The sequence below is a fragment of the Anabaena sp. TISTR 8404 genome, from assembly GCF_056847745.1.
Window position 1 is genome coordinate 3,813,393 of sequence record NZ_CP180578.1, and the last position, 14,490, is coordinate 3,827,882.

Sequence of the window (14,490 nt, forward strand, 5' to 3'; positions counted from 1 at the left end):
CCGCTCCTGCTATGACTTGATCTGGGAAACGAGAGAATGGGCAAGCGCTACAGCTTCCCACATTAAGTCTGGTTCTGATTCCAGGTGGACAGTCGCTTTGACACTGGTGTTATTCACCTCCTTATGCTCTAACTGTTCGAGAATTGGCGACAGCAATACACGGGCATAGCTCCCATAGGCTACTCCTGCAACGTAGTGCTGAGTGCTGAGTACTGAGTGCTGAGTTTTATCCTCAGCACTCAGCACTTTCAACTCAGCACTTTTGAGGAGTCCCATTGCCTTTAACTTAGCAACGGTGTAGCTATTTGTGCCACCTGCTAATTGCACATATCCCGGTAAGTTAGCCGCCAATACTTTTTGTCCTAGTTTGACTGCCGCTAGAGTAGTACCATCTCCAATATCACCACTCATAGGGCGACCATCAGTTTGCCAAATTAGGTTACGAGGACGTGGGGTAATTAGATCATAAATTGCCTTTAAGTAGTCAATCATGCCTTCGCCATCGGGACAGCTAATAGCTAATACCTTGAGTTGTTCAGCCCAAGGTGAAATTGCTTGCCATAATTTCTGAAATTCTACTAACCGTCCTACTTGTGTGTGAATTTCTACGGCATCTACTCCCGTTGAAATTACCATTGGCGCGATCGCCTTTGGCGTTGACATATAAGATCTAGTATAAATTATATCGTATGGGCATAGTGGTATGCAACGACCACAACCGTAGCATTTCTGAGATTCTACTCCCGAAAAATTATCTTGTGTCCGGTTAAATACTATTGCCTGTGCCGGACAAACTCGCTCACAAGGTCTTAGGCAGTCGGTCGGACACTTAAGTGCATCAAACTCGGCTTTGCGAAAATGCGGGTCTTCACCATCGTTTAAGCTCACCATTAATAAGGGTGAACCGCCTTGATATCTGAAGCCTCGTTGCTGAGCTTCCACCGTCAGCGTTTTAGCTACTTGCAACCCTTCTTGGGCTGCTGCTATTACTGCTGGATCAGCTGCCACATCTATGCAGTCAGCGCCCGCCAAAGTGTAGGCTAATGTTAAACTTCTGACTGCTGGCAGATGTTGGTAGCTGGCTCCACAGATGAGCTTGAACCAGTTACCTTTTTCCAAGGAGTATAAAGGGGCAAACAAATCAGTCACATCTCTATTATGCTTTCATGTAACTGAAAATAGTAGTCTTTAATCGATAAAAAATTTTGGTTATTTTATTCTGAGTTCTGAGTTCCCAGAGTCTCACTTTTGAGAGCGACTGTCAATGAACTGTTGCAAAATATTCTTTTGTTACTTTGACAAAGTAAACAGTAACTTTATTTCTACTAAAAATTGTAAATTTTAATTATTTTGACTTTCTTGTACAAATTGTTACTTTAACAGTTGCACAGGAATAATAGCAAACTCCACTTTTTATGCAGTTTAAGATACAAAAGTAATGACACTACGAGGTTTTTGGAGAATAATTTGGTAAGACTTTGCTAGTTTTCAAATTTTTGTCAAAATACTATTTTTAGTTAATTAAAGATTAGCTGATGATATATATTATAAATTTTATATTACCACTGAGGCATAGACGCAATAAAATCAATCACCGATTCTTGTTTCAGAGGTTGAGCAAACAGATAGCCTTGAGCAAAATCACAATTTAAACGTCTTAATTTTACTAATTGTTCTTTGGTTTCTACTCCTTCAGCAATTACAGTCATACCCATTGATTCAGCAAGACTAATTATTGTTGGTACCAATCCCATATAATCTTGTTGAAATTGCATCCTAGTAATGAAAGATTTATCTATTTTCAAAGAATCTAAAGGAAAACTATGTATATAACTTAAGGAGGAATAACCAGTACCAAAGTCATCCATTACTAACTTAATGTTGCGATGCTTAATTTCTTCAATAATTGTTCGCACAACATTTGTGTTTTCCATAATGACACTTTCAGTAATTTCTAGTTCTAGATTTGAAGGATTAATTTTAGTTTCATCAATAATTTGATCAATCTGTGCAATTAAGTTAGGTTGACTAAAAAGACGCGCACTTAAATTTACACTGATAGTGAGGTTTTCTGGTGTCGCTGGGTGATCTTGCCAAATCCGTAATTGATGACAGGCTGATTGCAACATCCAAATATCAATAGTATTAATCAAACCTGTTTCTTCCGCTATGGGGATAAACTCTGTAGGAGTCATAAGACCACGAATTGGATGTAGCCAACGCACTAGTGCTTCAAATCCAGAAATTCTGCCTGTATGCAGAGAAACAATTGGCTGATAGTAAATAATTAATTCTTCCCGTTCAATTGCCTTACGTAAATCATTTTCTATTTCTAGAAGTTGCATTGCTTCATGGTACATTGCTGGATCAAAAACTTTATATCTAGCTTTTCCTTGGGCTTTAGCACGATACATTGCAGTGTCAGCATCGCGTAATAAATATTCTGGTTTTTCGTAGTCTTTATTACCCCAATTAATACCGATACTCGCATTCATAAATACTTCGTATCTGGATAATTTAAATGTGATAGATAACTGTTGTAGCATTATTTCAGCAACTTGAATGGCATCACTAACATCTGTAATATTTTCTAAAAGAATGCCAAATTCATCGCCACCTAATCGTGCTAGAGTATCACCTGGATTTAGACATGATTGCAGGCGTTTGGCAATAGCAATGAGTAATTCATCTCCTACAAGATGACCTAAGGAATCATTAATAACTTTGAAGCGATCGCAATCTAAATACAGTACAGCAAACTGATAATTATTATCTTCTCTAGCAAGATTGAGAGCATTTCCTAGTTTTCTCAAAAACAAAACTCGATTTGGTAATCCAGTGAGTGGATCATGAAGGACTATATTTAGTAGTTTATCTTGCAGTTGTTGACGAGAGGTAATTTCTTCTTGAAGTTTTTGCAGAGCATTTTCTAGTTCCCAAGTGCGATATTTTACTCTTTGTTCTAGTTCTGTATTGAGCCTTAATATTTCTAGCCTCGCTGCTCTTAGTTCTAGTTGATTCTGTACACGCAATACAACTTCTTCAACCTCAAAAGGTTTAGTTATATAGTCTACTCCTCCTAATCTAAAAGCTTTGATTTTATCAAAGACATCATCTAACGCACTAATAAAAATTATGGGAATATCTGCTGTTAAATCCCAGTCTTTAAACCGTCGGCAAACTTCATAGCCATCAACTTCTGGCATCATAATATCAAGTAAGATTAAATCCGGTAACACTGTTTGACACGCAGTTAAAGCCATTTGCCAATTCAAAGCTTTGCGAACGTTATATCCTTTTCTAGCCAGTAGTGATGATAAAACTCTTAAATTATCTGCGTTGTCATCAATTATTAAAATGTCTTTTTTATCCGGATCTAACTGCTGGTAGTTCATTATGCCTTGCTTCTAGTCAATTCCATAATTTTCTCAAACGGATAGTTATAGCAGAGTACAAGAAACAGGTAAAAATCTTGCAAGTTTCTTGATGTCTGTGTTTGATGATGAATGTATTGTATTAAGCTATTAAATCTTGAAAGTACACAATTACTCATAAGCTTCTTTGGCTGCTGACGGTTAATACTCAACAGTCAGTAGTCCACAATCAATCCGAAAAAATGTGCAAGTTAGATACGCGACAGCCGCTCAAGATTTACTTTTGCTAAGTTATATGCATACATATTGTTGGCAAATTGATTTTTATACTAATTGCTCAAACTTTGTTATAGCACCTTAAGTAGCTTTATCTAGCTCAACTTTTACACTGACTGCTATAAGCCAACACACATTCTCAGTGAAAATCACAAATACAGCACCTTCATTTACATGAGGTACACTACCGAGTAACACTGGAAGTTTCGTTCATCAAAGTTGAAATTGAATATTCTCAGCAGATATAGCAGTCGAAGCATAGGTTAGGACTATATTGATTGCTGAAACCCCTGTAGACGCGGAGCGGCTTCCCGTAGGGTAAATAATAAGTTTCTACTCAGCACGTAGGGACTTGCAGAAAATAAAATATCCAATTTTCAAGAGAGGATATTTTTCTTTTTCCCCCTGCTTCCCTTCGGGTTCGCCAGTCCCCCTACCTTACGGGAAGCCGCTTCGCTTCTACGTGACGGAGACCGCCAAGACAGGTGCTGGTCTCACCTGCTCCCTGCCCCCTGCCTACACAGTGATAGTATATTTTTTTAGTTGGAAGTCCCTCAGCACTCAGCGAGAAGTTGCGTGCGGGGGTTCCCCCCGTTGAGAAAACTTCGGTGACTCAGCCCTTCGCCATACTGTTGAGCCTGCGCTATTTGCAACTAAAAGCCTGAGCAGAAATTTCTAGCTCTTATCAGCCCAATTGAATACTAACTCAACAGCAATTAAATTATCTTTGTAAATTTTTACTTTGTAAATTTAACTAATATTTATTAATTTAAGAAAATATTTCAATTTCATCATTTATTTGTAATAATTTTCCAGATTCTGATACTGGTAATTTGGTATTCACACTCAACCGATAAAAATGATTAAAGTGGGATGAATTAACCCACTTTGGTGATGTAGCTTGCCGCTGTTTGATAAATATTTTTTGAAAATTTGAGTAAGCTGCGGCTGAGTCAGGATGGCGCGTTGGTACTACACAACGCTGACATGGGTTGACTCCACAAAACAGCACATCTCCGACTCGAAAAGATACAAACTTCCCTGGTTCACTAAATAACTGATCTTCCCAAAACGCTGGTACGCCTGCAAGTTCGATATTGGCACGTATACGACGGCGCATTTCGTCAACACTGATACCAGGAAACCAAGAAGCCACTTTTGTTAAAGTTGCGGTACTAATCACTGTTGGCCCTGGAGAGTCTGTGTCATCGGGAAAACCCATCAGTGAGTTCTGCACTATGGTAAGAGAAAAACCAAAAAAATTACTCAAAGTGGCTACTAGTGCTTCTTGTTCTGTATCCAAATGAAAAACTTGGGGCAAATTCTGGTTGGGGATTTTTAGTGAGATAGTTCGATTTGAAATATTAAAATGCGATCGCAGTAGATGAATTTTGGGATGGCGCTTGCCATTAACAAAATTGCCCTGTTCATCAACAAGGGCAAACTCGCGATCGCACTTTAATGCGCCACTAGACAAAACCTCGGCTTGTATTACTTCTACCCCATCTAGTGACTTAATTGGGTAAATTAAGATTTTGGCTAGGTATGGCATTCAAACACGACTCGGTTATGGATACAGTGGCGATTTATCAATACCACCAACATGATTCAGCGGCCAAAAGCGCAATACAGCCCGACCGATGATATTTTCACGGGGAACAACACCCCAACAACGGCTATCGTAACTACTGTTGCGGTTATCACCTAACACCAAGTATGAATTTGGTGGTATTGTTTGAGGTTTGCTCAAGAAAGCTGGTTGTTGTCCCGAAGTGCAAACATCAACTACAGTACGTTGATTAGAACTGAGATAACTTTCCTCATCGAGGGGTTTGTTATTGATGTAAACTTTACCATCCCGTAGTTGTACTGTTTCTCCTGGCAAGCCAATTACACGTTTAATAAAAGCATCTTGATATTGTTCTTTTTTGAGTTCGTCTGTAGGTGAAAAGACAACAATATCTCCCCGTTGAGGGCTGGCAAACTTATACTTCAACTTATCAACAATAATCTTGTCTGCTTCCCATTGGTTTTGGGTACCGTGTAAAGTTGGTTCCATAGAGCCAGAAGGAATCCAGCGAGCTTCGGCGACAAAAGTACGAATGCCAAGAGCAAGAACGATACTTAATACAACTGTTCTACCTAGCTCGGCAATCCAGGAATTATCAGGTTTTTGACTAGAATTTTTATCAGACACTTGATTTTGCATGAAAGTACTGAAGTAAGGAAAAGTGTAGGAATTAACTAGCTCAGGGAGACTCTATTTGTTAATTTTAACGAGAGAATTAGGTTTTCTCAGATGGTTGTAGCATCTTCACAGATAGATTCATAAGTTAAAAATAAACTTTTTTTTAATAAGCTGCAAAAATTTCTCCCAAAAAGGGCAACCAAGTTTAACCTAAAATCAGAGTTCTCAGTAACACATAACTCCTTGAGTAAATTTTTTCAACTTCATGTCATCTTTACAAAGTTTATTAATTCGCCACGCTCGCATTGTCTTACCCAATGGTGAATTCATGTTGGGGGACGTACTCACACGCGATCGCCTTATCGTAGAAGTTGCACCGGAAATTGCTGCCACTACCTCAACCAGAGAAATTGACGCACAGGGGTTAACTTTGTTGCCAGGAGTGATCGATCCGCAAGTGCATTTCCGGGAACCAGGATTAGAACACAAAGAAGACTTGTTCACTGCCAGTTGTGCCTGCGCGAAAGGTGGTGTCACTTCGTTTTTAGAAATGCCTAATACCCGTCCTCTCACGACTACTCAAGCCGCATTAGATGACAAGCTACAACGTGCGGCTAGTAAGTCTGTGGTGAATTATGGCTTTTTTATTGGCGCAACCGCAGAAGTGCTGCCAGATTTACTCACTGCCCAGCCGACACCAGGAATTAAAGTTTTTATGGGGTCAATGCACGGTCAGTTACTAGTTGACCAAGATGCTGTACTCGAAGCTATTTTTGCTCAAGGAAAGCGCTTGATTGCTGTTCATGCCGAAGACCAAGAACGCATTAACCAACGACGACAAGAATTTGCAGGTATTCATAACCCAGCCATTCACTCGCAAATTCAAGACAATCAAGCCGCACTTTTAGCCACACAAAAAGCCTTAAATCTTTCTAAAAAATATCAGCGGCGGCTGCATATTCTCCATATGTCCACAGCCGAAGAAGCCGAGTTGTTGCGTCAAGATAAACCAACTTGGGTGACAGCAGAGGTAACACCACAGCATTTGTTATTAAATACAAGTGCCTACGAAGAGATTGGCACATTAGCCCAAATGAATCCACCGTTGCGATCGCCTCACGATAATGAAGTTCTCTGGCAAGCTTTACGCGATGGTGTCATTGATTTTATCGCCACAGACCACGCACCTCATACCTTGGCAGAAAAAGCGCAAGAATATCCGAATACCCCTTCAGGAATGCCAGGTGTAGAGACTTCTTTACCTTTGATGTTAACTGCGGCGATGCAAGGAAAATGCACTGTAGCGCAAGTTGCTAATTGGATGTCTCAGGCGGTGGCGAAAGGTTATGGTATTCCTAACAAAGGAGCGATCGCACTTGGTTATGATGCCGATTTAGTACTAGTAGACTTGGATACTTATCGTCCAGTCCGCCGCGAAGAATTGTTAACCAAGTGTGGTTGGAGTCCTTTTGAAGGCTGGAACCTCACAGGCTGGCCTGTAACTACGATTGTTGGAGGACAAGTTGTTTATGAACAAAATCGGGTGAATACCGAAGTGCGGGGACAAGCTTTAACTTTTTTGTAGGAATCACCGAACTCAGCCTTACGTAGTTTAGAACTAGAAAGCACAATAAATTCTGGTCATGGTCTTACAGGTAAAGTCAAACTTTGCTAAGGCTATGGCTAAAAATGTTGTGTCCAGGGATTTTTACTTTGGTACAAAACTTATACCATTTTGGATTTTGGATTTTGGATTTTGGATTGAGAATTGCTGTCTGCGTATAGCTTCTATCAATTCATCTATCGCAAACATTTTTCAAATTGGTATTACGCACCAAGATTTTTGGTTGAGATGGGTGTAGAGCGGTAAGGGTATAAGGGTGTAAGGGTTTTTAACACCTACACCCCTACACCTGTCTTCCGGGAGGGAATAAATGCAATTAGCAGAAGGGTATAAGGGTGTAAGGGTTTTTAACACCTACACCCCTACACCCTGCTGTAAAACCTTAATTTTCCGTTTTCTTGCGTCAGTCCTATGGTAGTAATCCCAAGTTCGCTATTTGGTACTCAGCACTTTTAGGGAGAATTGCTATGTCCTTCAGAATATTAAGTTTGGACGGTGGTGGTATACGTGGAGTGATCACAGCACAAATCCTGAAAGAAGTTGAGCAACAAATTTTTCAAATCAAAGGTCAATCTCTTCAGCAATATTTTGACTTAATTGCGGGTACTTCTACTGGATCAATTTTAACCGCCGGAATTGCTTTAGGAAAAAAAAGTGATGAACTGATTCAACTATATAGCGAACAAGGTAAATATATATTTCCTCTTAAAAGCAAAAATCGTTATCAGAAATTACCAGGTTTGATTCGACAATTGTTTGAGGTATTTGCACTGCCTAAATACACTCATGAAGGATTGATTAATGTCTTAAAAAAACAGTTTTTAGATACAAGAATTCAGGATATTGAAAGACCAATAATTTTGATTTTGGCTTACGATATGCTTTATCGCAACACGACATTTTTTACCAATTGTCATCCTGACATAGGTGCTAGATGGTATGATGATTGCCGCTTGTGGGAGATAAGTGCAGCGTCGGCTTCAGCACCTACATTCTTTCCTCCCTATAAATTAGAACCTGTTAATAAAGCTAAATTTGGTAATTGGGTTTTCCCTCATATTGATGGTGGCGTTTCTGCTAATAATCCGGCATTAGCAGCCCTGAGTCTAGCGATGAGGATTAGTCAATCTTCTATTTCTGCAAGCATTAAGCAAAAATATAATTTAGATAAAATCCGTCAGTTGGAAGATATTGCAATTCTTTCTATTGGTACAGGGCAAACAGGTGAACCATACATATATGATCAAATTAAAACCTGGAAAAGTTTAGATTGGGCTAAACATCTTACTGATGTTTTTATGGAGCCAACTTCAGAAATTGACAGCACAATCTGCCGTCAAATTATGGGTGGTTATGAATCTCAACGTTATTTACGTCTTCAGTTTGATTTAAATGAGCGTTTTAAAGCTAAATCAGGGGAAACTTACAAAGATACTCGCATCTTATTACAACCAAAGGAGCGCACTAACAGATTTACAAAAACTCAAGTGAGTGAAGAAATAGACGACTCTAGAGATGCAGTTATTACACAGTTGAGAAACGCCGCCACAAAATTTGTCACTGAAGGTTGCACCTACTATACCCGTGACGATTGTGGCCCTCTGGTAAAAGACGCGATTAAATCTTTTATTGCTGCTAACTAGTCCGACTACGTAGAAATACTAGCATTGAGATTTTGAAGAAAAAAGTTGAGTGTTTCTACGATTTTAATTCGTATAAATACTATGGTACTTGGTTAAAATTGTTTGGGCTTCATGAAGAGCTATTAGTATGGTCATAAGATTTTCTTTTAATCAAACTTATTTAAATTAATTAATCTCATAAATTTATCATTAGTTACTTTTTGATTACATCTCCTGCTCTTAACTTGGGAATACTAAGCCGACAGATAGCTGACAAGATAGCTTTGCGATCGTAAATCTTTTCACCTTTTTCAATCAGCCTTTTGTGTTTAACTATCCGGATTTTCCCACTAAAAAAAGAAGAGAATTAATAGGGTTAAGTAAACGGGCAAATTTCTGTGAAAACTCGGTTTTATACATATATAAATTTTATATGCACTTAATTTGGACGATTTTAAAACCTATTTTTACACTTCTGATTGATTTTTCTGTTAGTTAGTTGGCTTTTAAACAGCCAGCATTGGCTATAAAACCGGAGTTAGATACAAAAAACTAGCATCCAATGAAACAAACTAAAAGAAACAATTTACTTAGTTAATCAAAGGAAGGTACGAAGAGCAAAACAATACCAATAGATAAAACAAATGTACCAGTATTGACTGGTTGAGTAAAAGTCATCTATCTATGAGCCTTCTCAGAACGATGATTTCTTAGACAAGAAATTCAAGTCAGTTCTAATTTGAATGTAATTGCCCTTGAGTGCAGGTACTCAAAAAGTCTAGCAAACTGCTAGATGTCACTCTCCAAAGGATTGTTTCATTCAATAGCTTTGACTCAATATTTACCGACATCTACAGCAATATCACCTGCGAGCATACGCCAAACTTAGCTAAACGCAGTAGCTAGTAAATGTCAATCAAGGTCAGATTCTTATTGCACAGTATTTCATTGATTTTTGAATAATGAAGGCAGTAATGTTAGTCAATTTCTTCGATGAACGCGGTAGTGGTAGATAGAACGAGTGTATTGTCCGCTCTCGGCTATCGGTAAAATTTTGTAGTGTCATTATAATGTGAGGTTGATTTGGATAGGACATTTGTCCTTGTAGTTCAGTTATAGAACCGTATCCAGAAAGCCCTCTCAAACTACAGCCATGATGTATGAATACTGAGCGGCAAAAGTCGCCGCTCACACTTATTTTGGGTGGGATAATCTACACAACTGCTGCCTACCCAAATTTTTTTTACATAACACTGCATAAAACGAAGAATTGTATATTATTTTAAATAAATATTAATAAATTATTTATATTTTAGCAATTAATTCGTTGATGTTGCAATGTAGTGGTGTAATATGTGCTTGGCGATTACTGTCGTCTCCATAAGTTAAACGCACACGCAGATAACTCTCTGGCAGGTAAGGCATTCTTTCTGCCCATTCTATGGCTACAATTCCTGGTTCTACTTCAATACCCTCCCAGTAAGTTTCCAAGTTTAAAGCCGCCACCTCTTGTGGTTCTAAGCGATATAAGTCTAAGTGGTAAAGGGGTATGCGTCCTTGAGTGTACTCATTAATCAAAGTAAAAGTAGGGCTGACTATTGATTCTGTAATGCCTAAACCTTGACCAATGCCTTGCACTAGTGTGGTTTTACCAGCTCCTAAATCTCCTTCTAATAAAATCACGCTCCCAGGAGTTAAAGTTTGACCTAGTTCGATACCTAAATCCAAGGTTGCTTGTAAATCTGCAAGTAGAATTTTCATGGTTACTCAAAAGTCAATGGTCAATAGTCATTAGTTTATCTAAATGATTAATGACAAAGGACAAATGATCACTTGCCATGATGAGCGCCACTGTACCACCGCAACAAAACTTTCGCTAGTTTCTGGGGATTGTGACGTACAACACCAGTTTCATCTTCATACAATACATTAGCTAAAACAATCCGTCGTCCTAATAAAGATACATCTTCTCTATCTAGAAAAACTGGATGAGAATTTTGTTGAGCGTAGCGGATGAGTGACTGGGGAGAAGGTGATTTTTTGTGTACTAGGACAGCATCAAATAACCGTCTTTGACCACAAGCAGCATCAATTGCTCGGATATGGTCAGCAACAGTATATCCTTCGGTTTCTCCTGGTTGGGTCATAATATTGCAGACGTAGATGCGAGGAGCTTTAGTTTGAGCGATCGCATTCGCAATTTCTGGTACTAGTAAATTAGGAATCAAACTAGTATATAGGCTACCTGGCCCAATAATAATATAGTCAGCTTCTTTGATGGTTTTAATGGCTGCGGGCAAGGCTGGAGGGTTAGCTGGTGTGCAACCAATTCTCACAATTTTACCGCCAGCTTTGGGAATGTTAGATTCTCCTTCTATAAGACGACCATCTTCTAATTCTGCCCACAGACGCACATCGCTGAGCGTTGCTGGCAAAACTTGTCCTCGAACTGCTAACACTTTGGAACTAGCAGCCACAGCCCGTTCCAAATCGCCAGTAATATCACTCATGGCAGTTAAAAACAAATTGCCAAAACTGTGACCAGTTAACCCATCACCAGCCCGAAAGCGGTACTGAAACAATTCTGTTAATAGCTTTTCTTCATCTGCTAATGCAGCTAAACAATTCCGAATATCTCCTGGAGGTAGCACACCAAATTCTTGACGCAACCGCCCAGAAGACCCGCCATCATCAGCTACCGTCACGATCGCACTAATATTAGCACTATAAGTTTTCAATCCCCGCAGCAAAGTCGAAAGTCCCGTACCACCACCAATTACTACAATTTTCGGCCCCCTGTACAAGCGGCGATGCGCTAACAGAACATCAATAAGTTCTGCTTCACCTTCTTGTTTGAACGCCTCAGTAATAGAGCCGACAGTGCGAGTTTGTCCCCACAGCAGCAATAGTAAGCCGCACAGTAATACCAAAGGGCCGCTGATATAGTTGGGTAAGATGTTGGTAATTACTCCCAGAAAACTTCTCAACAACTCCAACAGCCAAAAAATCGGGGTCAACTTCACCCATATAGCTAACCCCAAACTTGCCAAAAATACACCACCAACACTGATAAGTAACCAGCGTTTTACTGATAGTCCGGGAGATAACCACTTAAACCACTGGTTAACTCGATGAGATGTACGGCTGCGCGACTGCTGTTGCAGGGCGTTGAGGGCTTGCCTGAGAAAACCAATTGACATACCTGATTTAAAGCAGTGCTACAAAATATGATTAACAGAAAATCTACACTACCTGGTTTTAACACCAAGTGTGCCATTATTAAATATTTCAATGCTTTGAGACTTACAACAAGTCATCAAAGTTGCCAGTATGGACAAGGGGTATAGGGGTAAAGGGGTGTCCCCTTACACCCAGTCTCAATAAATAGCCTTTGTGCGTAAGTCCTGCCCAGTTAAACAATACCCTGGCTTGGTCAAAGTTAATTTAATGGAAAAACGAATTTTAGGTTTAGATCCTGGATTAGCAATTTTAGGATTTGGCGCAATCACTTGCAAACAAAGCCCTAGCAAAATACAAGACACAACAGTAGATATGCTTGACTTTGGGGTAATTAGTACGTCGGCAGATGCAGAAATGGGACAGCGCTTGTGTACCTTGTTTGATGATTTGCACACTCTGATTCAGGAATTACAACCAGATTTAGTTGCAATTGAAAAGCTGTTCTTCTATCGTATGTCAAATACTATTCTCGTTGCACAAGCAAGAGGTGTAATGATGTTAGTTTTGGGACAACATCGCTTACCTTATGTAGAATATACTCCGGCGCAAATTAAACAAGCCCTCACCGGATATGGCAATGCAGATAAATCTGATGTGCAAGCAGCTGTGGCGCGTGAATTGAATTTAGAGGTAGTTCCTAAACCAGACGACGCAGCCGATGCTTTGGCTGTAGCTTTGACAGCATCGTTTCAGTTGTAATTTTTGTACACTGACAATAAAGCAATACGGTTCAGCTAAGGCGAGATTCCTGAGAAATAAACCCAATAAATCAATTAAAATCTTGATTTAGCGGCGTACATTGGCGGTTAAATATTCTTATCTGAACCGTCTTGTTCTATAGTGTGTCTTGCCCGCGATTGACTAGCAGCAGAAACCTCTCCCAGAGGGCTGATTACCCTTTCTTTGGTTTATCAAATGCGGAGTCTGGTAAGTAAAATAGATTACATTCAGATGGTATGTTGATGATTGCAGATTAGCCAAACTGAAAACTAATTGTTGAGGAATTATCTAGTTATTGAAGCGATCGCCTGCAATGTTCAACTTTGATTGAGCATAAGCGATCGCATTTGTCAGAGGTTTCTTAGGTAAAAACCCCTAAAAATAGGTTTTTTTATCGTTTTATTAAACCATCCTGTGTTATCTTCCTAATACCCAATTTCTTATGGCTTAGGAGTAGTTGTTGGTACAGGTGCTGAAGATGCAGCAGGCTTAGGAGTAGGGAAAGCAGTTGCGGCTTTGTTAATTTCATCTCTATATTGAGCAGGAGCTAAACTGACAGCACTATCAAACAAAGGTTTAGCTTCGGTTGTTTTCCCTTGTTCTTTCAAAAGCATGGCTTTAGCTAAGACTGGGCGAAAATCTTTGGGGTCTTTCTTAATCGCTTGGTCATAGACAGAAAAAGCTTGGGGATAGCGTTTTTGAGCAGCATAAACATTGCCTAGTAACACTTGCACAGCAACCACATTCACACTTCCCGGTTGAATGGTATTAGCTTGAGTAGCATTAGTTAAAGTGTCTTGTAATAAGCCAATAGCTGCTTCTGGGCGTTGTTGGTCTAATAACAGCGCTACCATACCCTGTAAAGCCTTCAAATCGCCGGGTTTAGTATCAAGAATCGTGCGATATGCTTGTGCTGCTCCTTCTTTATCACCAACTTGCTGCTTAGCTTGCGCTAGTAGTACTCCGTATTCCGACCTTTCAGGATTGAGTTTTGCTAGTTTTTCTAAAGGGTCAATTACTCCTTGAACATCACCTTGATTCAAACTTAAAAGTTGTAGCCGCGCTTGTAATAAACCTTTAAGGGCGGTTTGATTTTCGGGTTCCCGTTGTAAAACTAGTTCATAACCTCGCACTTCGTCTTGCAATTTTGATTTTTGGTCAGAGGAAGCTAAGTTACCATTGGGACTTGCATTATTCTGGCTTGTCGGTGTCGGGTTATTGAATGCGCTAATAATAGGAACTATAGATACACCGACAAACATTAGAACTGCTAATGCCAAGATAACCCGAACTATCCAACGATTACGCGGTTGAGACACAGTTGTATAATTCTCCAGAACTCTAATGACATTATGATTAACACAAGCTGGAAATGAAAAATTTCCAAAACTTTGCGGAATACCGCCAATTGCTTGTGAATTTTATAACAAATAACTATTTCCGCTG

The 14,490-nt window shown here is 39.5% G+C and carries 10 protein-coding genes; 3 read left to right on the forward strand and 7 right to left on the reverse strand.

The features are described 5' to 3' along the window. Positions 1-9: 9 nt before the first annotated feature. From ldpA to lepB, 4 genes are all read right to left on the reverse strand, one after another. Complete coding sequence (ldpA, locus tag ACMX3D_RS16430; RefSeq protein WP_482746958.1) at positions 10-1,149, reverse strand: circadian clock protein LdpA; 1,140 nt, start codon at positions 1,147-1,149, stop codon at positions 10-12. A 410-nt stretch (positions 1,150-1,559) separates the two neighbouring features. Further along, entirely contained in the window at positions 1,560-3,395 is a 1,836-nt protein-coding gene (locus tag ACMX3D_RS16435) for a two-component system response regulator (RefSeq protein WP_482746959.1), read from the reverse strand. A 1,024-nt stretch (positions 3,396-4,419) separates the two neighbouring features. Continuing rightward, positions 4,420-5,202, reverse strand: a complete 783-nt coding sequence (locus ACMX3D_RS16440) for an MOSC domain-containing protein (protein WP_482746960.1) — start codon at positions 5,200-5,202, stop codon at positions 4,420-4,422. 15 nt (positions 5,203-5,217) lie between these two features. Continuing rightward, entirely contained in the window at positions 5,218-5,859 is a 642-nt protein-coding gene (lepB, locus tag ACMX3D_RS16445) for a signal peptidase I (RefSeq protein ID WP_482746961.1), read from the reverse strand. Between the two features lie 244 nt (positions 5,860-6,103). Here lepB and ACMX3D_RS16450 point away from each other — a divergent pair, with 244 nt between their 5' ends. Together ACMX3D_RS16450 and ACMX3D_RS16455 are read left to right on the forward strand one after the other, a co-directional pair. Beyond that, entirely contained in the window at positions 6,104-7,423 is a 1,320-nt protein-coding gene (locus ACMX3D_RS16450; protein ID WP_482746962.1) for a dihydroorotase, read from the forward strand. A gap of 506 nt (positions 7,424-7,929) precedes the next feature. Next, a complete protein-coding gene (locus ACMX3D_RS16455; RefSeq protein WP_482746963.1) occupies positions 7,930-9,105 on the forward strand; it encodes a patatin-like phospholipase family protein in 1,176 nt (391 codons plus the stop codon). A gap of 1,284 nt (positions 9,106-10,389) precedes the next feature. Here the strand turns inward: ACMX3D_RS16455 and tsaE are convergent. Then, entirely contained in the window at positions 10,390-10,845 is a 456-nt protein-coding gene (gene tsaE, locus ACMX3D_RS16460; protein ID WP_482746964.1) for a tRNA (adenosine(37)-N6)-threonylcarbamoyltransferase complex ATPase subunit type 1 TsaE, read from the reverse strand. 68 nt (positions 10,846-10,913) lie between these two features. Beyond that, on the reverse strand, positions 10,914-12,284 hold the full coding sequence (locus ACMX3D_RS16465; RefSeq protein WP_482746965.1) for a gluconeogenesis factor YvcK family protein: 1,371 nt from the start codon (positions 12,282-12,284) through the stop codon (positions 10,914-10,916). A gap of 247 nt (positions 12,285-12,531) precedes the next feature. On the opposite strand from ACMX3D_RS16465, the gene ruvC reads away from it, so the two are divergent. Next, a complete protein-coding gene (ruvC, locus tag ACMX3D_RS16470) occupies positions 12,532-13,023 on the forward strand; it encodes a crossover junction endodeoxyribonuclease RuvC (protein ID WP_482746966.1) in 492 nt (163 codons plus the stop codon). 461 nt (positions 13,024-13,484) lie between these two features. Here ruvC and ACMX3D_RS16475 read toward each other — a convergent pair whose 3' ends face one another. Further along, on the reverse strand, positions 13,485-14,363 hold the full coding sequence (locus ACMX3D_RS16475) for a tetratricopeptide repeat protein (protein WP_482746967.1): 879 nt from the start codon (positions 14,361-14,363) through the stop codon (positions 13,485-13,487). Positions 14,364-14,490: the final 127 nt, after the last annotated feature.

Coding starts and splice junctions, on each gene's coding strand:
- ruvC (WP_482746966.1), top strand. CDS start 12,532: ATGGAAAAACGAATTTTAGGTTTAGATCCTGGATTAGCAATTTTAGGA.
- ACMX3D_RS16450 (WP_482746962.1), top strand. CDS start 6,104: ATGTCATCTTTACAAAGTTTATTAATTCGCCACGCTCGCATTGTCTTA.
- lepB (WP_482746961.1), bottom strand. CDS start 5,859: ATGCAAAATCAAGTGTCTGATAAAAATTCTAGTCAAAAACCTGATAAT.
- ACMX3D_RS16435 (WP_482746959.1), bottom strand. CDS start 3,395: ATGAACTACCAGCAGTTAGATCCGGATAAAAAAGACATTTTAATAATT.
- ACMX3D_RS16440 (WP_482746960.1), bottom strand. CDS start 5,202: ATGCCATACCTAGCCAAAATCTTAATTTACCCAATTAAGTCACTAGAT.
- ACMX3D_RS16465 (WP_482746965.1), bottom strand. CDS start 12,284: ATGTCAATTGGTTTTCTCAGGCAAGCCCTCAACGCCCTGCAACAGCAG.
- ACMX3D_RS16455 (WP_482746963.1), top strand. CDS start 7,930: ATGTCCTTCAGAATATTAAGTTTGGACGGTGGTGGTATACGTGGAGTG.
- tsaE (WP_482746964.1), bottom strand. CDS start 10,845: ATGAAAATTCTACTTGCAGATTTACAAGCAACCTTGGATTTAGGTATC.